The organism is Candidatus Pseudothioglobus sp. uisw_070 (genome assembly GCF_059512545.2).
This window is the reverse complement of the sequence record NZ_CM183456.2, coordinates 766,658-788,145: the sequence shown is the minus strand read 5'-3', so window position 1 is coordinate 788,145 and position 21,488 is coordinate 766,658. Positions and strand designations below refer to the sequence as shown.

Sequence of the window (21,488 nt, the reverse complement as noted above, 5' to 3'; positions counted from 1 at the left end):
AGTTGGGTGAAATATCGTATTATATAATCTTTTGCAAAGACAAAGCTAGAGATGCCTTTACTTCATGCTCTACCATTTATCGCTTATCTACTTTCTGGGCTTTTACTAACCAGATACTTTGTTTTAGATTCAGTAACAAATCAACATCGAACAATTGTGAATTTAATGCTTCTAATAGCTTGCTCTTCACATGGCTATATTTTGTTTGAGTTGTGGCAGCAGGATGGTGTATTTTTTGGACTAACTGTGAGCATTTCATTTGTAGCATGGGTTGTAGCTACGCTTTTATTTCTAACCTCTTTCAGTAAGCCTATTCACTCTTTAGGGATCCTTGTATACCCTCTAAGTGCATTTGCAGTTATTATTGCTTTTTTATTTCCAGGAACCCAAGGTAAGCTTATTTCTATGTCAATTGCAGCTCATGCTTTTCTGTCAATTGGCGCATACGCTCTTCTTGCTATTGCCGTTGCTCAATCTGTCCTTGTAAGCATCCAAGAGCGTTTTTTACATGAACACAACTTTAATACTTTTGTCGATAAGCTTCCAGCACTTCAAACTATGGAAGCGTTCCTTTATCAAACATTAAAGATGGGATTTTTGCTTCTTACCCTCTCTTTAATCTCAGGTTACATCTACATCGATGATTTTTTTACACAAAAACTTACCTATAAAACCATTCTTTCAATCATTGCTTGGATTGGTTTTGCTGGAATTCTGCTTGGGCATAAGATTTTTGGCTGGAGAGGAAAACTTATAGCAGTATCCACTCAAACTGCTTTTTCCATACTAGTTTTATCTTACTTTGGTACCAAGTTTTTTTTAGAGATCTTATGAGTATAAAAACTTTAAATGGAGAATGCCTTTGCGGCATAGTCTCATGGCAAATGAAAGGGCCTTATGAGTTCTTTGGAATGTGTCAGTGCTCCCGATGTCGGAAAGTAACTGGGGCAGCATTTGCAACAAATCTTTTTGTCAAGCCTGAGCAATTTTTATGGCTTTCAGGTGAGAATAAAAGGGGCGAATACACTTTACCTCTTCCAAATACCTTTGGAAATGCATTTTGTAACAAATGTGGATCACGAGTCCCAAGGCAAACTGCAAAAGGCTGGATGTTATTACCGTTAGGCAGCACAATGGAAGCACCCAATATTTCGCCTACTTTAGTTCAGATTGAAGACCATACTGAATGGTTTACTAAATTAAATGAAATAGTTTAATCAATATGAAGAACTGCAAGAAAAGCCTCTTGAGGAATATCCACTCTCCCAATTGAACGCATCCTCTTCTTACCCTTCTTCTGCTTTTCAAGTAATTTCTTTTTCCGAGTAATGTCACCACCATAACACTTTGCCGTAACATTTTTTCTAAGTGCCTTAACATTTGTTCTTGAGATTATCTTAACTCCAATGCATGCCTGGATTGCAACATCAAACATCTGTCTAGGGATAAGTTCCTTCATTTTTTCAGCAATTTCTCGGCCTTTATAAGTAGAGTTATCACGATGGATAATTAAAGCCAAAGCGTCAACACTTTCATTATTTATCAATATATCTAAACGTATTAAATCAGCAGCCTGATAACGCTCAAAATGATAGTCCATAGAGGCAAAACCCCTTGATGCAGATTTAAGTTTATCAAAGAAATCTAAAACCACTTCATTTAATGGGAGCTCATAAACAATAGAGACTTGCCGGCCCATATAGTTTATATTTTTTTGAACACCTCTCTTTTCAACACAAAGGCTTATTACTGGCCCAACATACTCACTGGTTACTAAAATATTTGCTGTAATAATTGGCTCTCTAAATTCAGCTATAGTCTGAACTGGAGGAAGTTTTGATGGGCTATCAATTTTTGTTACGTTGCCCTTAGTATCAAGAATTTCATAGATTACCGTTGGCGCAGTCGTTATTAAGTCTAAGTCATATTCACGCTCAAGACGCTCCTGAACAATTTCCATATGAAGAAGACCTAAAAAGCCAATCCTAAAGCCGAACCCAAGTGCGTCCGAGTTTTCGGGCTCATACTGTAAAGCCGCATCATTTAAGCGGAGCTTAGCTAGTGCATCTCTAAATTTCTCATAGTCTTCACCGGATGTAGGGAAAAGCCCTGCAAAAACTCTTGGCTGTACAGGCTTAAAACCATCTAAAGGCTGATCAACTGGATTTTTACTACTAGTTATGGTGTCGCCAACTGGAGCTCCATCAATATTTTTGATACTGGCAATTAAGTAACCAACCTCTCCAGCCTTTAAGCTATCGGTCTTAGTTCTTTTAGGTGTAAAAATACCTACTTCATCTACTAAATGCTCACTCTTATTAGAGAAGATTTTAATTTTTGTTTTAGCTTTAATTTCGCCATCAATCACTCTGATTAAAGAGACAACACCTAAATAATTATCAAACCATGAATCAATTATGAGCGCTTTAATTGGGGCATCTACATTGCCTTCTGGGGCAGGAATTTTTTCAACAATCTGCTCAAGAATCTCCTCAATTCCAATACCAGATTTAGCACTTGCATGGACCGCATCATGAGCCTCTACACCAATGACATCCTCTATCTCATCCACAACCCTTTCTGGCTCAGCAGCGGGCAAATCAATTTTGTTAAGAACCGCAACTACCTCAAGACCTTGATCTAAAGCAGTATAACAATTAGCGACTGTTTGAGCTTCAACGCCTTGAGAGGCGTCAACAATTAATAGTGCTCCCTCACAAGCAGAAAGAGATCTAGAAACTTCATATGAAAAATCAACATGTCCAGGCGTGTCAATTAAATTAAATTGATATGTTTGACCATCTTTTGCATTATATTTCAAAGAAACGCTTTGTGATTTAATCGTAATACCTCTCTCTTTCTCAATATCCATAGAGTCAAGAACTTGTGACGACATCTCACGATCACTGAGTCCACCGCAATGCTGGATAAAACGATCAGCAATTGTTGACTTGCCATGATCTATATGCGCAATGATAGAAAAATTTCGGATGTTTTGCATATCAATGTTAAAATGACTGCTTTAAAATTAAAGCCAAGAGATTATATCGTATATGAATAAAATAAACCCCACTACATGTGTCGCCACAAGTAATCTAAAAATTGACATTCCCGACAACCAGGGAAGAAACATTGTTCTCTACTTTTATCCAAAAGATGACACCCCTGGATGCACCATTGAAGGCAACGACTTTACTAGACTCAATGATGACTTTACTGCAAATAATTCAGTGATCTATGGCGTCTCTAGAGACTCCATTGCATCGCACGATAAATTCATCAAAAAGTTCAACTACACAATCGACCTAATCTCAGACGAGGACGAGTCTTTGTGTAAGCAGTTTGATGTTTTAAAACTTAAAAAAATGTACGGCAAAGAACACATCGGTATCGTCAGATCGACTTTCGTTATTAGCCCGGACGGAGACATTCTCAAGCAGTGGGATAAAGTCAAGGTGGATGGTCACGCTGAAGAAGTACTCGACTTTATAAAGGCACTATGAACTCAAACGTTGACCACGAAGAGGTAAATAAATTTGCAGTCCTAGCAGCGCGCTGGTGGGACAGAAATTCGGAGTTTAAACCGCTTCATGATATTAATCCGCTTCGTCTTAACTATATCAAAGAGCAGTGTGGTGGATCTCTTCAAGGAAAACGCATTCTTGATATAGGCTGTGGCGGCGGAATTCTGAGTGAATCCCTGGCCCTTGAAGGAGCTACTGTGGTTGGTATTGATCTAGCTGAAGCAGGCCTTGAAGTTGCTAAACTTCATTTGCTGGAGTCTGGCCTTGATATTGACTATAAGTTTATATCTGCAGAAGAATTAGTAGAATCTGAACAAGAGTCTTTTGATGTCATAGCATGTCTTGAAATGCTAGAGCATGTTCCAGACCCATCATTAGTTATTGAAGCTTGCTCTAAATTAGTTAAGTCAAATGGAAGGGTTTTTTTCTCAACAATAAATAGAAATCCAAAAGCATATTTCTTTGCTATTGTTGGTGCAGAATATATTTTAAATCTCCTACCTAAGGGGACTCATAACTACGAGAAGTTTATACGCCCAAGTGAGATTGATGGTTGGGCTCGAACTTGGGATTTATCAATTAGCTCAATGATTGGAATGACTTACAACCCAATTACTAAAAAATACAAACTAGGTGATGATGTAAGCGTTAATTATATGACGCAATACAAAAAAATAAACCTATAAGTTTTTTCTCTGAATTTAACAGCAAGAGCAGGATGGAGGATCTATCTTTGGAGGAGTAGCAATACCCTCTTCTGATATAACGCCGTCTTCATAAATAATATACTTGCCAGAGGGATTTCCTTTTTTCATCATGATTTCTGAACTGAGCTGACCTTTTTCATCCCAAGTTAAAGCCTTGCCATGCTCTAAATTATTTTTATAAGTCAGCTCTTGAAGTAGCTGTCCATCCTCCTTCCATTCTCGCAGTTTCCCTTGAAGAAGACCTTTGGAGTAATAAGCCTCTAATGCAACATTACCAGAGGCATATTTGTAAACTTCTTTCCCGTGCTTTAAACCATCCTTATAAAAAACATCAAGCGTCATACTATTTTCTAAGGTCTGTTTTTGTAATCCATCTTTCAGCATAAATAAAGTCAGTATTTAAATAATGAAACAGCAATTAGCCTTATTTAGAAAGACACTCCTTAAGACTATTTGCCATATTGTTTATCAGAGTAAAGTAGAGCTCAGGACCATCTTTTATTGATGCTCCAAGAGGATCAAGCATCCCTGTACTAGCATTTGTACCCTCTATAACGGTTGATACTAACTTTGGTTCAAACTGGGGCTCAGAGAAAACACAGAGGGCATTCAGCTCATTAATCTTGTCTTTGAGTTCTTTGATACGACTTGCTCCTGGCATGACTTCAGGTGAGACCGTTATTGAGCCTACAGCTGACAAACCAAAGCGCTCCTCAAAATACTGATAGGCATCATGAAAAACAACAAAACCCTTCTCTTTTTCAGGTGCAAGTTTGACTGAAACATCATCAATGAGCTGGTCTAGCCTAACCATAAGTTCATCCGAATTGAATTTATATTGAGCAGCATTGCTTGGATCAAGCTCTATAAGTGAATGCTTGATTTCATTCACCAAAACTTTGGCATTTTCAGGATCAAGCCATACGTGAACGTCAAACTCTCCATGACCACGTTCATCATGCTCGTCGTGTTCATCATGCTCATCATGCTCATCATGCTCATCATGGCCATGATCATCAAAAGCACCACCTTCACGCATTTTTATTCTTTTTAACTCATCAGTATTAATGAGCTCAACAACTTTCGCATTACTCGCAATAGCTTCAAGAGGCTTTTCTAAGAAAGATTCCAATTCATGACCCATCCAGAAAACCAGGTCTGCGTCCTCCAATTGTTTTGCCTGCGAAGGTTTTAGTGAGTATGTATGAGGTGACGCTGAACCTTTAACAATGAGTTCAGGCTTTCCAACACCTTTCATAACTCCCGAAACCAGAGAGTGTAATGGCTTAACTGATGCGACTACATTGATTTCAGCATGTGCACTCATTGAAAGAGCTGCAATTAAAGTTGATGTTAGAAGAATTGATTTGATAGGTTGCATTTTTTTTAAAATAAGTAGTTGAGAATCCGACAATGTTAACAGGAATTTTAATCTATTGCAATAATATTGCATTAATGATATATAATTGCAATAATAAGTTTCTTTAATATAATTACATCTTCATCGAATTATTATGACACCCAAAAATTCAACCTTAATCTCTATGAATAATGCAGGTATTTTTAGATCTGACAGTTGGTTAGTTCGTGGGGTTTCATTTAATTTAGAGCCTGGAGAAATTCTGACGCTCATTGGGCCTAATGGCTCTGGAAAATCCACAACAGCAAAAATAGCGCTCGGTATCTATAGTCCTGATGAAGGGAGTTCATATAGGCGTCAAAAGTTAAAGGTCCGTTATGTACCCCAGAGGTTTTCTATCGATTGGACGATTCCTCTTAAAGTTAGGCGCCTCATGAATCTTACTGGCCGGGTCAGCAATAAAAATGCTGATGAAGCTTTGTCACTGACTGGAACCCTACATTTAGCTAACTCAGAAGTAAGAACCTTGTCAGGGGGTGAAATTCAAAGAGTATTGCTTGCAAGAGCAATTGCATTCAAGCCTCAGCTTCTTGTTCTTGATGAGCCAGTTCAAGGCGTTGACTTTAAAGGTGAAATTGAAATGTATGAGCTTATAAGAAAAATCCGCGATGAGTTGAATTGTGGGGTTCTTCTAATCTCACATGACCTTCATATAGTTATGGCTGCAACGGACCGAGTCATCTGTCTGAATGGCCATGTCTGCTGCAGTGGCTCACCCATTAATGTGGCTGATAGTCAAGAATACAAAGAGCTTTTTGGAAGTAAAGCTTTGTCAGGTCTTGCACTTTATGAACACCATAATGTCAATAGAATTATTAACTAAAAGGAAGTGTTAAATGATGGATGATTTTTTTACTAGAGCCATAATTGCAGGAGTTGGAGTTGCTTTGGTGGCTGGACCCTTGGGTTGCTATATTGTTTGGAGACGACTAGCTTATTTAGGAGACACACTTTCTCACGCCGGTTTATTAGGTATTGCACTAGCCCTTCTCTTTCAAATTAATATTACTTTAAGTATTTTTTTAGTATCTGTTTTCGTTTCTCTTGCACTCATATTTCTACAGCGAAGAGTAACCCTTTCTTCAGATGCATTATTAGGGCTGCTTGCGCATTCCACGTTAGCATTTGGAATGGTAGCACTTAGTTTTATGACTTGGATTAGAGTCGACTTAATGGGTTTTCTTTTTGGTGATATATTAGCTGTAACACCATTCGATATTGCAATCATTTGGGGCGGCGGTTTATGCGTATTGATTGTATTAACAACCTTCTGGAAGTCTCTCTTTGCAGCGACTGTCAACCTTGAGCTTGCTCAAGCTGAAGGTATGAATCCTGAACAAGCTAACATTATCTTTATGCTTTTGTTGGCAGTGGTTATAGCGATTTCTATGAAAATTGTAGGCGTTCTGCTTATCACCTCAATGCTTATATTTCCAGCCGCAATTGCAAGGCGCTTTGCAACTGGGCCAGAACAGATGGCACTCCTTTCAGCTATTGTAGGAATAATTGCGGTTTTTGGAGGTCTTTTTGCCTCACTCCAATGGGACACTCCAGCAGGCCCAAGTATTGTTGTAACTTCCTCAGTATTATTTATCTTGACGGTTCTGCCTGCAATCTCCATTCAAATGCTTGGAGATGAGCGGAATAAAAAAACAAACATTAGTAAAGAAAATCATTTTTAAATTTAGATAATAAATTATGAATCAACTCCTACCTTTAGCTGCACTATCGGGTTTCCTGGGTGCAGTCAAGACTAATGTGCTTAGCCATATTCTCAATAATTGTCAAGGCAAAAAAAAGGGGTAGAAACAAAATAAACAAATTGATATCTTATTTTTTGTAGTTAATTTGAATCACAATTGCCTGAGTTTTATCTAATATCATTGTGTTGTTTATATAGTAATTAAATTGCAACAAATGATTGGCCTCAAGACTAATACTTGCCTCTAACCCAATTTGAATATTGACTGGCTTGATACTGTACACTAGTAATTTATCAGCATTAATATTAAGTAAAGACTCGCTAGTTTCATCAATAGCTGTGACACTTGAGGTACAAATCGAACGTAAAGTCATAATATTAAAATCTTTAATAGGGCCATTATGAAGAGTAGCGTCAATCAAATCCTCACCTTTAAAATTTGCATAATCAAGTAATGAATTTAGCACTTTAAAGACTCCATTAGGCTTATTGAGGGTTATCCCAGAACCTTCGAGTAATAACAAAGTACGATCATAACCACTGAAATCGGAAAAAGGGCCATCGTTGGCAACTGATGCAATACTTAAGCGCCAAGAAAAGGCCTCGTTTTTATTTGGAGTTTCAGCCAATAGTTCAACAGTTAAGCCTAAACCATTTCTCCAGGGGAGTGTCTGAAAACTCTGAGGTGAATATATTTTAAATGGCTTCATCATGATTTCTTAAGGACATTGAGAGCTCTTATCTCAAAATAAATCACTTCAAGCTAATTTTCACAATAAATCTGAACATATGCTAATGTCTCAGAATTAATTAATGTCATTTACAGTTTTGCTAAAATCTTGAGTAATTTCGTCATGAATGATGTGAACACCCTTCTTAACCAACCATTCACCAGACTTTAGTCGACCATAAATAGCAGAATTATCGAGCGCATAGACAATTGTTGATAACCGACCATCATTCGCATCTCTTGTCATTAAAGGCGAGTGAGAGTTGATAATTAAAGCATCTAGATCATCTCCCACTTGAAAATAATCATTTTTACTTTCACCTGATGCCAAATGACCATTATCAAAAATAGTGTCATAAGAAATAGCCGCACTATCACCCGGCTTGTCATTAAGAAGAACATTTCGTTTCTGCTTACTCATTCGCTGGCCATAATCTAACAATCTTAAATCTTCAAAAGGATTAATACCAATGTGAGAATCAGATCCAATACACCAACGACCTCCTGCCTCAATAAAATCTGAAATTGGGAAATATCCATCACCCAAATTACCCTCAGTACTTGGGCAAATCACCACATTAGCTTTTGCTCTAATTATGCTTTGCATTTCATTGTCAGTTATATGAGTACTATGAATTAAGTTAGTATTTTTGCCCACACCTACTTCATTTGCTAGCCACTCAACTGGACGAGCACCAAGATGCTTCAAAGAACCTTCAACCTCCTGAGTTTGCTCTGAAATATGAATATGGCATGGCATTTGGGAGCTATATGCAAAAATTTCTTTAGTCTCCTCAACGTCGGCTGCCCTCAGAGAATGCTGCCCATAACCAATTTTGACTTCAGAATCATCCTGGTATTTGCTTATTAAATCCTCAATCTGAGAAAAATAAGCATCCGTTGACTCATACTGAAAGCGACGCTGCGCTTCAGAAGGCCCCTGATTAAAACCGGCAGTACGATAGTAAACAGGAGTCATTGTAATTTTCATACCTACTCGCTTTGCAGCACTAATTAATCGCTCAGCCATTTCATTTGGATTATTATAAGACTGGCCATTTGAATCTTTATTTAAATAGTGAAATTCTACTACTTGATCATATCCTAACCTTAACATTTCAGCATAAAGCATTGAGGCAATAACTTCCATTTGTTCAGGATTTACTTGGTCTGCAACTGCATACATTCGCTCACGCCAAGACCAGAAGTTATCTCCCTGGTGTCCTTTTGGAATATTCTCAGTCAGGCCAGCCATAACATATTGAAAGGCATGTGAATGAGCATTAGGAATAGGAGCAATTGCGTAACCCTCAACAGATTCATCAACTACTACAGAAGAATGGGAGTCAATGCTTAAAATTTTACCATTATCATCAGTGCTGACATAGGCAGGTGAAATCCACCCCTTCTTAAGATACATTCCTTTAAATTTCCAGTTTTTCATCTAAAAATCCTTTTAATGGTATTACAGTTGATAAATGATATGTCCATTTTTAACCGTCAAACAATTAGCATTGGCTTTAAAATGATACATCCAATGCTCAATTGATGGCGTGTCTATTAACGCAAAATCTGCGCACTTTCCAACTTCTATAGAGCCAATTTTATCAGCCTTATCTAAAGCTTTAGCTGCATAAAGAGTTACCGCCTTTAACGTTTCTTTAGGGCTCATCCGGTTAAGCGTACAACCCAACATCATAGCTAATGGTAAGTGATTACTTGGAGCTGAACCGGGATTAAAATCTGTTGCCAAAGCAACCTCTACCCCAGCATCAATGAGCATTCTTGCATCAAGAGATTTTTGAAAGGTATAAAGACTAGCTAAAGGAAGGGTAACAGCTATAGTTCCTGATTTTTTTAGTGCTTTGATGCCCTCTTCAGACACATATTCCAAATGATCAGCTGAAAAGGCTCCACAATCAGCAGCAAATTCTGCACCACCATCCCCACTAAGTTGATCTACATGAAGTTTTATTTTTAAGCCATGTGCTTTGGCAGCCTCAATAATTGGTCGAGCTTCAGTCTGAGTAAAAGCATGATCATCAATAAATATATCACAAAATTCAGCCAACTTCTGCTCTGCAATTTTAGGAATCATTTCTTCAATTATCATTCGACAATAATCCTCTCTTGACGTTTCTTTTGGAACTAAATGCGCGCCCAAAAATGTCGACACTAAGGTCAAAGAAGTAATTTTTTTTAGATCATCATAAGCACTTAAAATCTTAAATTCATCATCAATATTGAGTCCATAACCACTCTTACATTCAACAGTTGTGACTCCTAAAGCTGTCATTTCAGTTAAAAACCCATTCGCTTTTTCAATCAATTCTTCTTTACTGGCTGCTCGTGTATCGGCAACAGTTGATGAAATACCTCCACCTCGCTTGGTAATTTCAGCATAAGGAGTGCCAGAAACTCGCTCACCAAACTCATCTGCCCTCCAGCCACCAAAAGCTAAATGAGTGTGGCAATCAATCAATCCTGGAACTAAAAAACCTCCATTTTGAAGGACAATATTGCTATGCTCATATTGCTCTGGCATTTCTTTTGTTTTTCCAACCCATACAATAATATCTTCTTGCCAGACAACTGTGGCATTTTCAATCAAATGAACATCATTTTGAACACCTTGATCTAAGCATTGAGCTATTGTAATATTTTCAATTCGATTCATTGAAGCTTACCTATTTTTTTTTCTACCTCTTTAAGGATGAGATTACCTCTTAGCATATCAATACAAGCATCAATATCATCTCCAAAAAACTCATCTGCATCTTTATGAGACACTCTTTTGCGAATCTCCTGATGCGCTGCCTCCACTCCTTTGCCAGCTTTTAAAGGTTTACGAAAGTCGAGTGCTTGAGCTGCAGTAAAAGCTTCAATTGCTAAAACTTGCTCAACATTATTTAACACTTCCAATAGCTTAATAGCAGAAATACTGCCCATACTCACATGATCTTCTTGTCCTAAGCACGATGGAATAGAGTCAACAGATGCAGGATGACAAAGCACCTTATTGTGTGAAACTAATGAGGCAGCAGTATATTGCGGAATCATAAAACCAGAATTGATACCAGAGTCATTCACTAATACAGTTGGGAGTCCATCCAGACCGCGCAATAATAAATAAATTCGACGCTCAGCAATACTAGCAATCTCTGCTATTGCAATAGCCGCAGAATCCATAGCTAGAGCAAGTGGCTGTCCATGAAAATTACCTCCACTGATTATGTCGCCATCACTAAAAACCAAAGGATTATCCGTTACTGAATTAAGTTCTCGCTCAATTACTCCAGATGCGTACTCCAATAAATCACGAGTAGCTCCATGCACTTGGGGAATACATCGAAGTGAATAAGGATCTTGCACTTTATCACAATTTTTATGACTTTCCAATATCGCAGAGTCGGTTAACAGTAGGCGAATATTCGAAGCTACAGCCTTTTGCCCTGGATGAGGCCTTATAGCCTGAATGCGCTCATCAAAGGGACGAGCACTTCCCATCAAGGCTTCTAAAGAAATAGCTGCTAAAATATCGGCATTTTTTAATAAGCTGTTTGCTCTCTCCAAAATATGCGCACCATAGGCTGTCATCATTTGAGTGCCATTAATAAGTGCAAGGCCATCCTTTGCCTTAAGATTAATTGGCTCTAAATTTGCATTTTTAAGGACCGTTTTTGCCCTAAGTTGCTCGTTGTCTTTAGCACTCCAAAAGTAGCCCTTTCCTAATAATGGTAAAGCTAAATGCGCCAAAGGCGCTAAATCTCCCGAAGCACCTAAACTACCTTTGCAAGGTACAACTGGTATCCAGTCATTTTTCAAAAATAGCATGAGACGTTCTACAACCTCAACTGAAACACCTGAATAACCCAAACTAAGAGCAACAATTTTAAGTTGTAACATTAACTTAGTAATATTTTTTGGAATAGAATCTCCAAGACCAACAGCGTGACTTAATAACAAGTTATGCTGTAATTTTTCCAGCTGCTCTGCGTCAATTTTTTTATTTGCTAAAAAACCAAACCCAGTGTTTATTCCGTAATAGCTATTACCATCATCAAGAGCATGATCAACTATAGCGCGTGATTTTTCTAGTGCACTCTTATCTTGATATAGCGCGTCAATCGTTCGCTCAAGGTCTGGGTATATATTATCTAAAGTAATCAATTTTTCACCCTATCATTGGCAAATCAACGCCTTTGTTTTTCGCAGTTTTAATAGCAACATCATAACCTGCATCTGCATGACGCATTACACCAGTTCCTGGATCCGCTGAAAGAACTCGAGATAACCGGCGATCAGCCATTGCCGTTCCGTCAGCAACACTTACCATACCTGAATGAATTGAATAACCAATACCCACGCCGCCGCCATGGTGAATAGAAACCCAGCTAGCACCGCAAGCAGTATTAAGCATAGCGTTCAATAGTGGCCAATCTGCAATAGCGTCTGAACCATCTTTCATACCTTCTGTTTCTCGATTCGGTGATGCAACTGATCCACAATCTAAATGATCTCTTCCGATTACAATTGGAGCAGCAACCTTACCTTTTTTGACTAACCAATTAAATTTAAGCCCCATTTCTTCTCGCTCTCCATACTTAAGCCAACAAATTCTAGCAGGAAGACCTTGGAATTGAATTTGATTTTGTGCCTTATGAATCCACTTAGCAAGAGACTCATTTTGGGGAAAAGTCTCTAAAATAACCTTATCAGTACCGTGAATATCTTTAGGGTCACCTGAGAGTGCAGCCCATCTGAAAGGTCCAGATCCCTCACAAAATAAAGGACGAATGTAGAGTGGTACAAAACCTTTAATATCAAAAGCCTCACTCATTCCACGATGATCAGCAACTTGGCCGCGGATGTTATTGCCATAATCAAAAGTGATAGCACCTTGTTTTTGCATTTCTAGCATTGCACCAATATGAACTTGCATCGAATCTAATACAGCCTCTTGATAACCTTTTGGATCTTTAGTACGAAACTCTTCAGACTCTTTAACGTTATATCCCGATGGAAGATAACCCAACAGCAAGTCGTGGGCAGATGTTTGATCTGTCAATACATCAGGAATAATACCTCGCTTTAACATTTCAGGCAAAACGTCTGCAACATTGGCAACAATAGCTACCGATAAAGGTTGCTTTTGCTCTTTTGCTTTTAGTACTTTTTCTAATGCTTCATCGAGGTTATAGCATATTTCATCAACATAACCCTTCTCTAAACGCTTTTGTGCGCGAGACTCATCAACTTCAATTGCTAAGCAAGAGCCACCATTCATGGTTGCAGCTAACGGCTGAGCTCCGCCCATACCGCCAAGACCTGCTGTAACCACTAATCTACCCACTAACTCACCATCAAAATTTTGTTTAGCACACTCAGCAAAAGTTTCGTAAGTACCTTGCAGAATTCCCTGAGAGCCAATATATATCCATGAGCCAGCAGTCATTTGTCCATACATAGTTAAGCCAGCTTGTTCATATTCTCGAAATTTATCCCAAGTCCCCCATCTAGGGACTAAGTGAGAGTTTGCAATAATAACTCGTGGTGACTCTTCATGCGTTCTAAAAACACCAACAGGTTTACCCGACTGAATTAAAAGTGTTTCATCATTTTCTAGTCGTTGTAATGTAGAAATAATTTTATGATAACAATCCCAATTACGAGCTGCTTTTCCATTACCTCCATAGACGATAAGATCTTCTGGATGTTCTGCCACATCAGGATCTAAATTATTCATTAGCATACGCATAGCAGCCTCTTGATGCCATCCTTTGCAACTTAATTTATTCCCATGTGGTGCTTTAATCATTTTGGTTCCTATTATTTAATTATCTATATACCAAAAGTATACTTGTATATACAAGTATAGACAATCAATTTTTTAAGAGTTGCGTATAATAGAAATATGAAAAAAAATACTCCTCATTATCAAGCCTTAAAACGTCATATTATTGAAGGCATAAGTAGCCAACAATGGCTTGAGCACAGCCAAGTGCCTTCGGAAAATAAACTTTGTGAGCAGTTTGGAGTAAGTCGTATGACGGCCAATAGAGCTCTAAGAGAGCTTACTGAAGAAGGCGTCTTGTACCGTATTCAAGGTTTAGGCACCTTTGTTAACGAAAACAAGCCCATTAAATCTGCCTTACAGATTAGAGATATTGCTAAAGAGGTCAAGTCACGTGGAAATCGCTTTCACTCGATAGCACTTCAACAAAAAGAAATTGTTGCACCATTACAAGCCTGTCATCACCTTAGCCTAAAGTCTGAGTCTCACATATTTTACTCACTGGTTCTTCATTTTGAAAATGACCAGCCTATTCAATTAGAGGAGCGTTATATCAATAAAGACTCGGCTCCTGACTATTTAGATATTGATCTTAGTAAAGTAACGGCAAATCACTATCTCAAAAAAATACTTCCTCTGTCTGGAGCTCAGCATATTGTTGAAGCTATTGCTGCAGATAAAGTGACTGCAAAATATTTACAAATTGAACCGTTAATGCCTTGTATTTTAATTTCTAGAGTGACATGGAGTGATAACATCCCAGTTACCTTTAGCAGATTAACGCATCCAGGTAATCGTTATCGTTTAGAGACTTGATTTTTCTGAAACTACTAATGAAACTAAATTTAATTACAAAACATTCTTCGCTGATACTTCTATAGCATGCAGCATTGAGACTCCGAAAGATCGCATCGTTAGAAGGACATAGGAGTCTTCTTTATCTCTATAAATTATCGTTCCAATATGCTCCATAATAGTTCTAGAGACATTACCAACAGAAAATACATTTTTACTTAGATCGATTGGACAAATTCGTTCCAAAACATCTCTGCTTCTTGGACCATTAACCCTAATCATCGCCCAAGTATCAGATTGATCAGTATAGTAGGCAGGAGCATTTAATCTGTTTGCAATATTTGCTTCCGCATCATTTCCTTCATAAGAAAAATAAGCTAGAACTTGGTTTTTCTGTAAACGCCAAAGCGTTATGGATGAGTCTTTAGATTGAGTTGATTGTTCCATTTCAGGAAGCGATAGGCCACAAGACTTTGTCATTGATGACTCAATCTCTTTAAATTTGAACCTTGGTAATGCAACCATAACTAATGACTTACCAACAACTTCTGAGACAGTTACTCCCTCAAACAGATGCTCAGCAGCATCAAGTGCGGATTCTACTACTAATTCATAATCAGACACGTAAACGCTCTCCTTCTGGATCAACAAAGTGAGGGCTGCATATCTCAACTTCAATATCATTGCCTCTCACTAAGTCAACTGCTCGAACAAATTCGCCTTTACGGCTGTGTCCGCTCTTAATAAAACCAATACCAATATAGTGACCTAATATTGGTGAATAAATACAAGATGAAATCCAACCTTGATCTGTTTCAGTCGATGGCTTATCTCTTAAATTAAGGAGGTGTGAGCCAGCCTGAAGAAGATCTTGAGTATTTACTGGCTTAAAACCAACCATCTGCATGCGATCGTCACGAAGAAGGTCTTCACGCAATCCAAGCTTGTAACCTATAAAGTCTTTCTTGCCAGAAATCATCCCACCCATTCCTAAGTCATAAGCGCTAGTTTGACCATTAAGCTCTGGACCAGCAGCGTGACCTTTTTCAATTCGCATTACGCCTAGGGCTTCGGTTCCATAAGGCACAACATTAAATTCTTCACCTGCCGCCATTAGGACTCTCATGAGTGAGTCGCCATAACGAGTTTGAACAGCAATTTCATACGCCAATTCACCTGAAAATGATATTCTAAACAGCCTTGCAGGTATTCCGCCGCAAACTGTAATCTCACCAGCACCCATGTATGGGAATGCTTCATTTGAAATATCACAATCAGAATCTACAACTTTTTGAAGTAACTTTCGCGAGTTTGGACCAGCAACTGCATACTGTGCAAACTGCTCCGTAACTGAAATCATATGAACATCTAGATCAGGCCATAAGCATTGATGACAAAACTGTAAATGACGATAAACGTTAACAGCATTTGCAGTGGTTGTGGTCATTACAAAATGATTTTCAGAAAGCCTCGCAGTTGTTCCATCATCCATTACCATGCCATCTTCACGAAGCATTAGGCCATAACGAGTTTTACCCACTGGCACTTTTGCAAAAGCATTTACATAGACTTTGTTAAGGAACTCTGAAACGTCAGCACCTTTAATATCGATCTTACCGAGAGTTGTTACATCACAAATACCAACTGATACTCTTGTTTGTTTTACCTCACGGTCAACAGATTCACGCCAATGAGTCTCGCCTGGAAGTGGAAACCATTGAGAGCGATACCACATTCCAACCTCTACAAAAATTGCATTTTGCTCAACAGACCATTTATGGCTTGGAGTATAACGCGTTGGATAAAATTCCATTCCACGCCTTCTTCCAGCAAATGCTCCAATTGCTACTGGAGAATATGGAGGCCTAAATATTGTAGTTCCAGTCTGTTCTATGGTTTGGCCCATATTGTCAGCCATAATACCAATTCCAAGAACGTTAGCAGTTTTACCTTGGTCAGTAGCCATACCTAAGGTTGTATAGCGCTTAACATGCTCAACTGATTTAAATCCCTCTTGGTTTGCAAGCTTAATATCTTTTGCAGTGACGTCATTTTGAAGATCAACCCAAGCACGATTTTTTCCACTTGGGACGCCCCAGTTTGCAGTTACGCTATATAAAACTTTAGGAGTTTGAGCTGGATCTGATTCTTTAACTTTATAGCCTAGATCTGAAGCAACAGAAGAACCCTCATTATGGCCTTCAACAATTGCATCAGACAAAACCATTGTTCCTTTAGCTCTTCCCGCAACTGACATACCAGGAGGATTTGACTCATCTGGAATAAAAGAAGCAATCTCATCATTCCACTTTGGAATCCCTCGGTGATGACATGTTAAATGTAAGTTTGGATTCCATCCACCCGAGACAGCTAGGCAATCCGTATTAATTATTTTTCCATTAGAAAGCTTTATTGATTTAAGTGCTCTTCGCCCCTTAGTGTCAACAACGTCTGTACCCATAAAAATTTCAGCGCCAGGTACTCTTAATACAGGACTAATCGAACGCGAATCAATTACAGCGACAACTCTAACATTTTTTAAAACTAAGTCTCTCGCAGTATTCCAGCCATCATCATTATTTGTATAGACTGAAACTTTATCACCTGTTGTAACTGCAAATCTATTTGCATAAGATCTAACGGCACTTGCAAGCATTATGCCAGGACGATCATTATTACCAAAAGCTATTGATCTTTCAATTGCACCAGCACAAAGAATTGAGCGTTTTGCATAGATTCTCCAATTCACCTGACGAGGCTTATCTTTATCTTCCCTAGCCTCTGAAGATCTATTTTCGATTGCGCCATAAATGCCATGATCATAAACACCAAAAATAGTCGTGTCAGACATCAATGTAACGTTTTCCATTGCGCTCAATGCAGCAACTGTATCTTTTGCCCACTTACTTCCAGACATACCATTAATTTTTATGGACTCAGTATTTAGCCTTCCACCCATTAAAAAATCTTCATCTGCAAGTATAACTTTTGCTCCAGAGCTAGCAGCCGTAATTGCAGCTGATAAACCAGTTGCGCCAGCACCAATAATTAGAATATCACAATAACGAAAACCTTTATCATAAGTATCTGGATCAGGCTCAGTCGAGAGAGTTCCTAGTCCAGCAGCATTTCGAATTGCAGGCTCATAAAACTTTTCCCAAAAAGCTTTAGGCCACATAAAAGTTTTATAATAAAAGCCAGCACCAACAAGCGGAGATAAAAAATCTATAATAGCCATAAGATCAAAGCCTAATGGGCCTTTATGGTTTTGACTATTTGCTTCTAATCCGTCATATAACTCTGTAATAGTTGCTCTAGTATTTGGATCTTTATAGGCACCATTTCCAATCTCCATGATTGCGTTTGGCTCCTCAGAGCCGGCAGTAACTATTCCGCGAGGACGATGGTACTTAAAAGAGCGCCCAACTAATTTTTTATTATTTGCGAGTAAAGCTGATGCAAGCGTATCACCTTCGTAACCAGTTAATATATGGCCATTAAAAGTAAAGCTTATAGATTTTTTTTGATTTACTAAGCCGTCTTTTATTCGATTAATTTGTCTCATTTTCCTCTACCTATGCCTCTTGAAACATCTTGAGCTAACTCAACCTTAAGAATTTCATGTGATAAAGTATTTCTAGTAACAACCAACCAAGACTGATCGCCCTGCTCGTGGTACCAAAGCTCACGATGATCGCCAGCAATATTTTCTCTAATGTATTGGTATTGGTAAAAGTCTTCAGCAGAAGCATCTTCCTCCCAATTAGTGGGACGTTTTATAAGATCAGCTGAACCTAGGTAAACAAATTCTTCAGAATCACGAGGGCCAAGTAATGGATGATTTATTATCATATTATGTCCTCCTAATGCAGATTTGGTTGAGCGCCAACACCTTTCTCATCTATCATTGCGCCGCGTCTAAATCGATCAAGCTTATATGCCGTTGCTACCTCGTGCGATGAGTTTGTAGCAAGTAAGTGGGCATAACAGTAACCACTAGCAGGTGTTGCTTTAAAACCACCATAACACCAACCGCCATTAAAAAATAATTCATCAATTTCAGTGCTATCTATAAATGGTGAGCCGTCCATTGACATGTCCATAACCCCTCCCCACATTCTAAGCAATCTAGCTCGGCCAATCATCGGCATTATAGCCATGCCGCCAGAGCAAACATCTTCAACAACAGGCAGGTTTCCACGTTGAGCATAAGTGTTATAGCCATCAATATCACCACCAAAAACAAGACCACCTTTGTCAGACTGAGAACAGTAAAAGTGTCCAGCACCAAAAGTAATTACATTATCTATTACTGGCTTAAGGCCTTCAGTTACAAAAGCTTGAAGAACATGGCTTTCAATGGGTAGTTTAATTCCTGCTTTAGCCATTACTCTTCCAGATGAGCCTGCAACGCAAACTCCAACTCTTCCAGCTTTAATTTCACCTTTAGTTGTTTGAACGCCTAAACATTTACCATTTTCAATGTTAAAGCCTGTAACCTCACAGTTTTGAATAATATCCACTCCAAGATCACTAGCGCCTCTTGCGTATCCCCAAGCGACAGCATCATGACGAACAGTGCCTCCACGAGGCTGAGCTAAAGCAGCTTTAATTGGGAATCTTGGGTTATCCATATCTAAAAATGGATACCTTTCTTTTACTTCTTTTGCTTCTATAAATTCACAGCCCGCATCAGCAAATAACATGCCGTTACCTCTTCGAATAAATGCATCACGCTGAGCATCAGAATGGATTAAATTCATAATACCGCGCTGAGAAACCATTGCGTTATAGTTTAAATCTTGCTCAAGATTCTCCCAAAGCTTCAGTGAAAATTCATAAAAAGGCTCATTTCCAGGCAGTAAATAATTTGATCTAATAATGGTTGTATTTCTTCCCACATTACCGCCGCCTATCCAGCCTTTTTCAACAACAGCAACATTGGTAATACCATGATTTTTTGCTAAATAATAAGCAGTCGCTAAACCATGACCGCCTCCACCAACAATCACAACATCATAGCCATCAGCTTTTGGCTCAGCATCACGCCAAGTTGGCTCCCAGCCTTTATGACCAGTTAGCGCCTCTTTGAGAACCTTAAAGCCAGAAAAGCGTTTTTTACTCACTTTTTAGCTCCAAGGATAAGGACTATTGGAAACTGGGTGTAACTTGCCTGCTTGAAAGCGGCTAAACCTAAATGGTTCTAGAAGCTCTTGCTTTTCACCTAATAACTCTTCAGCAACTAAACAGCCAACACCTAGCATTTTATATCCATGATTACTATCTGCAATTATTGTTACATTTTCATTGTAAGTATCAATTACAGGGAAACTATCTGGAGTAAAGCAACCAATTCCGCCTGATGCCTCTTTATGATAATGAGGCATCATACCTTCAAATCGTTTATGACAATGCGCAAGAGCAGAAACCCACATTTCAGGGAAATCTTTACTTGCTGTAAACTCTTTACTTTCAGGGCCATATGGATCGATAGCAACTTCATTAACAGGTGTATCAACTGTATAAGGTGAAGCCCCTCCCTGGATGCCACCAAAGCTCCAATCAGGCTTATAATATATTCCCCATAGCTCATCCGTAATAAGAGAGCCATCTACAGTAGAATACAAAGGCGCATCAGTATCAATATGAAGCACTGGTGGAATCTTACCATCATTGGTTACTAAAGTTTCAGGATCAATTTCTAAGACACCCTCTTCCAGTTGCCAAAAACGCCACATATCAATATCTTGATGAACCTCACCTTCAAGATCCTTTAATTCAATTTGAGAAGGAAGGCCTAACATACGCCAAAAATCACGAACCCAAGGACCCGCTCCTATAATTAGGTTGTCACATGCAATTGCTCCTTTATCTGTCTCAACCGCAGTAACTCTTTGGCCATTTCCCTCAGAAACAAAACCTGTTATCTCAGTTTCAAGAACTACAGTAACACCTAAATCCAATACTTTTTTAGAAAGACCTTCCATCGCTTTAACATTATTTGCATAGCCACCTGGCTTTTCATGAAGAACTGAAGTAATTCCTTGAGCTTGCCAATCATCAAACATGTTTAGCATGTAATCACGCGACTCTTCCTCACCCTCAATAAAAACACTTTCATAGCCAATTGCAGCTTGTTCAGCATGGATTTGTTTAACATCCTCACGCATTTTTTCGCATGAAATTTGCATATATCCGTTTGGATGATAACTAAAAGCATCTGGATCACTTTCCCAGATACTAACTGAATGGGCCATCAATTTTCTCATAGCAGGTTGAAAATAATTATTACGAACAACACCGCAAGCAATTCCAGTTGCTCCGGCTGCAATTCTATTTGCCTTATCAATTATGACAATACGACCATTAACACCCTCTCCATTTGCAGTGAGTCGCTCAGCTAATCTCCATGCAGTTGATAATCCATGAATTCCTGCACCAGCAATAACATATTCGGCTTGACTTGGTAAAGACATACTAAAACTCCTTGTATTTTTTTGTTTATAGAAATGAAAGCTTAAATTTAAATAAAATCTAGTTTTTTAGTTATCATTATTATCTTTAAATTGAAAGCACTAAGTAGTTAAAAAATTCAAACTAAAGTGAAAATAATTCTATAGTTATACAAAAAATAATAATATACTTTATTTAAGTTTTGTTAATGTGCCATAAATCAATAATATTTTAAATATATTTAGTTAATTATGCAATATAAGGCGCTAAATAGAGCTTGAAAAAACATGTATTAATAAGTATCAGTTATATTTAATTATGAATATTTGCTCTAATATAGTTAAAAAAGGTCTATTATGAAGG

19 protein-coding genes and 1 pseudogene are annotated in these 21,488 nt (G+C 38.3%); 7 read left to right on the top strand and 13 right to left on the bottom strand.

What is annotated here, in order from left to right; translation table 11 throughout:
- Positions 1-51: 51 nt before the first annotated feature.
- A complete protein-coding gene (locus tag AC5YGD_RS03920; RefSeq protein WP_496142218.1) occupies positions 52-834 on the top strand; it encodes a cytochrome c biogenesis protein CcsA in 783 nt (260 codons plus the stop codon).
- Positions 831-1,217, top strand: a complete 387-nt coding sequence (locus AC5YGD_RS03915) for a GFA family protein (RefSeq protein ID WP_496142217.1) — start codon at positions 831-833, stop codon at positions 1,215-1,217. The genes AC5YGD_RS03920 and AC5YGD_RS03915 overlap by 4 nt, the downstream gene beginning before the upstream one ends.
- On the opposite strand, the gene lepA is transcribed toward AC5YGD_RS03915, so the two are convergent.
- Positions 1,214-3,001, bottom strand: coding sequence for a translation elongation factor 4 (gene lepA, locus AC5YGD_RS03910; RefSeq protein ID WP_496142216.1), 1,788 nt, complete (start codon positions 2,999-3,001; stop codon positions 1,214-1,216). The genes AC5YGD_RS03915 and lepA overlap by 4 nt on opposite strands.
- A 52-nt stretch (positions 3,002-3,053) precedes the next feature.
- Here lepA and AC5YGD_RS03905 point away from each other — a divergent pair, with 52 nt between their 5' ends.
- Positions 3,054-3,503 (top strand): redoxin domain-containing protein, encoded by a 450-nt coding sequence (locus AC5YGD_RS03905; protein ID WP_496142215.1) that lies wholly within the window; start codon positions 3,054-3,056, stop codon positions 3,501-3,503.
- On the top strand, positions 3,500-4,210 hold the full coding sequence (ubiG, locus tag AC5YGD_RS03900; protein WP_496142214.1) for a bifunctional 2-polyprenyl-6-hydroxyphenol methylase/3-demethylubiquinol 3-O-methyltransferase UbiG: 711 nt from the start codon (positions 3,500-3,502) through the stop codon (positions 4,208-4,210). The genes AC5YGD_RS03905 and ubiG overlap by 4 nt, the downstream gene beginning before the upstream one ends.
- A 15-nt stretch (positions 4,211-4,225) precedes the next feature.
- Here the strand turns inward: ubiG and AC5YGD_RS03895 are convergent, their stop codons facing one another.
- Both AC5YGD_RS03895 and znuA read right to left on the bottom strand, forming a co-directional pair.
- Positions 4,226-4,615 (bottom strand): toxin-antitoxin system YwqK family antitoxin, encoded by a 390-nt coding sequence (locus tag AC5YGD_RS03895; protein ID WP_496142212.1) that lies wholly within the window; start codon positions 4,613-4,615, stop codon positions 4,226-4,228.
- Between the two features lie 40 nt (positions 4,616-4,655).
- Positions 4,656-5,612: a zinc ABC transporter substrate-binding protein ZnuA gene (gene znuA / locus AC5YGD_RS03890; protein ID WP_496142211.1), complete on the bottom strand. Its 957-nt coding sequence runs from the start codon at positions 5,610-5,612 to the stop codon at positions 4,656-4,658.
- Between the two features lie 133 nt (positions 5,613-5,745).
- Here znuA and AC5YGD_RS03885 point away from each other — a divergent pair.
- Both AC5YGD_RS03885 and AC5YGD_RS03880 read left to right on the top strand, forming a co-directional pair.
- A pseudogene (locus AC5YGD_RS03885) lies at positions 5,746-6,453 on the top strand (ATP-binding cassette domain-containing protein); the annotation flags it as partial.
- Between the two features lie 34 nt (positions 6,454-6,487).
- Complete coding sequence (locus AC5YGD_RS03880) at positions 6,488-7,333, top strand: metal ABC transporter permease (protein ID WP_496142210.1); 846 nt, start codon at positions 6,488-6,490, stop codon at positions 7,331-7,333.
- Between the two features lie 148 nt (positions 7,334-7,481).
- Here AC5YGD_RS03880 and AC5YGD_RS03875 read toward each other — a convergent pair whose 3' ends face one another.
- The 5 genes from AC5YGD_RS03875 to hutU form a co-directional block, all read right to left on the bottom strand.
- Positions 7,482-8,063, bottom strand: coding sequence for a HutD family protein (locus AC5YGD_RS03875; protein ID WP_496142209.1), 582 nt, complete (start codon positions 8,061-8,063; stop codon positions 7,482-7,484).
- A 96-nt stretch (positions 8,064-8,159) separates the two neighbouring features.
- Entirely contained in the window at positions 8,160-9,527 is a 1,368-nt protein-coding gene (gene hutF / locus AC5YGD_RS03870; RefSeq protein WP_496142208.1) for a formimidoylglutamate deiminase, read from the bottom strand.
- A 21-nt stretch (positions 9,528-9,548) separates the two neighbouring features.
- On the bottom strand, positions 9,549-10,760 hold the full coding sequence (gene hutI, locus AC5YGD_RS03865; protein WP_416688153.1) for an imidazolonepropionase: 1,212 nt from the start codon (positions 10,758-10,760) through the stop codon (positions 9,549-9,551).
- The gene (hutH, locus tag AC5YGD_RS03860; protein ID WP_496142345.1) at positions 10,757-12,250 is read right to left on the bottom strand and encodes a histidine ammonia-lyase; all 1,494 of its coding nucleotides are present in this window, start codon (positions 12,248-12,250) and stop codon (positions 10,757-10,759) included. The genes hutI and hutH overlap by 4 nt, the downstream gene beginning before the upstream one ends.
- Before the next feature lie 7 nt (positions 12,251-12,257).
- Positions 12,258-13,901 (bottom strand): urocanate hydratase, encoded by a 1,644-nt coding sequence (hutU, locus tag AC5YGD_RS03855; protein WP_496142206.1) that lies wholly within the window; start codon positions 13,899-13,901, stop codon positions 12,258-12,260.
- Between the two features lie 96 nt (positions 13,902-13,997).
- Here hutU and hutC point away from each other — a divergent pair, with 96 nt between their 5' ends.
- Entirely contained in the window at positions 13,998-14,693 is a 696-nt protein-coding gene (gene hutC / locus AC5YGD_RS03850) for a histidine utilization transcriptional repressor HutC (protein ID WP_416688151.1), read from the top strand.
- 33 nt (positions 14,694-14,726) lie between these two features.
- On the opposite strand, the gene AC5YGD_RS03845 is transcribed toward hutC, so the two are convergent.
- From AC5YGD_RS03845 to AC5YGD_RS03825, 5 genes are read right to left on the bottom strand one after another with little or no spacing between them, the layout of a single operon-like run.
- Positions 14,727-15,296, bottom strand: coding sequence for a sarcosine oxidase subunit gamma (locus AC5YGD_RS03845; protein WP_496142205.1), 570 nt, complete (start codon positions 15,294-15,296; stop codon positions 14,727-14,729).
- Complete coding sequence (locus AC5YGD_RS03840; RefSeq protein WP_496142204.1) at positions 15,289-18,237, bottom strand: sarcosine oxidase subunit alpha family protein; 2,949 nt, start codon at positions 18,235-18,237, stop codon at positions 15,289-15,291. Before AC5YGD_RS03840 ends, AC5YGD_RS03845 begins: the two co-directional genes overlap by 8 nt.
- Complete coding sequence (locus AC5YGD_RS03835) at positions 18,234-18,524, bottom strand: sarcosine oxidase subunit delta (RefSeq protein ID WP_496142203.1); 291 nt, start codon at positions 18,522-18,524, stop codon at positions 18,234-18,236. Before AC5YGD_RS03835 ends, AC5YGD_RS03840 begins: the two co-directional genes overlap by 4 nt.
- Positions 18,525-18,535: 11 nt before the next feature.
- Entirely contained in the window at positions 18,536-19,798 is a 1,263-nt protein-coding gene (locus AC5YGD_RS03830; protein WP_496142202.1) for a sarcosine oxidase subunit beta family protein, read from the bottom strand.
- A gap of 3 nt (positions 19,799-19,801) precedes the next feature.
- Complete coding sequence (locus tag AC5YGD_RS03825; protein WP_496142200.1) at positions 19,802-21,148, bottom strand: FAD-dependent oxidoreductase; 1,347 nt, start codon at positions 21,146-21,148, stop codon at positions 19,802-19,804.
- Between the last annotated feature and the right edge of the window lie 340 nt (positions 21,149-21,488).

Excerpts from the sequence above, each read along its gene's own strand:
- AC5YGD_RS03920 (WP_496142218.1), top strand. The coding sequence starts at position 52 with ATGCCTTTACTTCATGCTCTACCATTTATCGCTTATCTACTTTCTGGG.
- AC5YGD_RS03915 (WP_496142217.1), top strand. The coding sequence starts at position 831 with ATGAGTATAAAAACTTTAAATGGAGAATGCCTTTGCGGCATAGTCTCA.
- lepA (WP_496142216.1), bottom strand. The coding sequence starts at position 3,001 with ATGCAAAACATCCGAAATTTTTCTATCATTGCGCATATAGATCATGGC.
- AC5YGD_RS03905 (WP_496142215.1), top strand. The coding sequence starts at position 3,054 with ATGAATAAAATAAACCCCACTACATGTGTCGCCACAAGTAATCTAAAA.
- ubiG (WP_496142214.1), top strand. The coding sequence starts at position 3,500 with ATGAACTCAAACGTTGACCACGAAGAGGTAAATAAATTTGCAGTCCTA.
- AC5YGD_RS03895 (WP_496142212.1), bottom strand. The coding sequence starts at position 4,615 with ATGCTGAAAGATGGATTACAAAAACAGACCTTAGAAAATAGTATGACG.
- znuA (WP_496142211.1), bottom strand. The coding sequence starts at position 5,612 with ATGCAACCTATCAAATCAATTCTTCTAACATCAACTTTAATTGCAGCT.
- AC5YGD_RS03880 (WP_496142210.1), top strand. The coding sequence starts at position 6,488 with ATGATGGATGATTTTTTTACTAGAGCCATAATTGCAGGAGTTGGAGTT.
- AC5YGD_RS03875 (WP_496142209.1), bottom strand. The coding sequence starts at position 8,063 with ATGAAGCCATTTAAAATATATTCACCTCAGAGTTTTCAGACACTCCCC.
- hutF (WP_496142208.1), bottom strand. The coding sequence starts at position 9,527 with ATGAAAAACTGGAAATTTAAAGGAATGTATCTTAAGAAGGGGTGGATT.
- hutI (WP_416688153.1), bottom strand. The coding sequence starts at position 10,760 with ATGAATCGAATTGAAAATATTACAATAGCTCAATGCTTAGATCAAGGT.
- hutU (WP_496142206.1), bottom strand. The coding sequence starts at position 13,901 with ATGATTAAAGCACCACATGGGAATAAATTAAGTTGCAAAGGATGGCAT.
- hutC (WP_416688151.1), top strand. The coding sequence starts at position 13,998 with ATGAAAAAAAATACTCCTCATTATCAAGCCTTAAAACGTCATATTATT.
- AC5YGD_RS03840 (WP_496142204.1), bottom strand. The coding sequence starts at position 18,237 with ATGAGACAAATTAATCGAATAAAAGACGGCTTAGTAAATCAAAAAAAA.
- AC5YGD_RS03835 (WP_496142203.1), bottom strand. The coding sequence starts at position 18,524 with ATGATAATAAATCATCCATTACTTGGCCCTCGTGATTCTGAAGAATTT.
- AC5YGD_RS03825 (WP_496142200.1), bottom strand. The coding sequence starts at position 21,148 with ATGTCTTTACCAAGTCAAGCCGAATATGTTATTGCTGGTGCAGGAATT.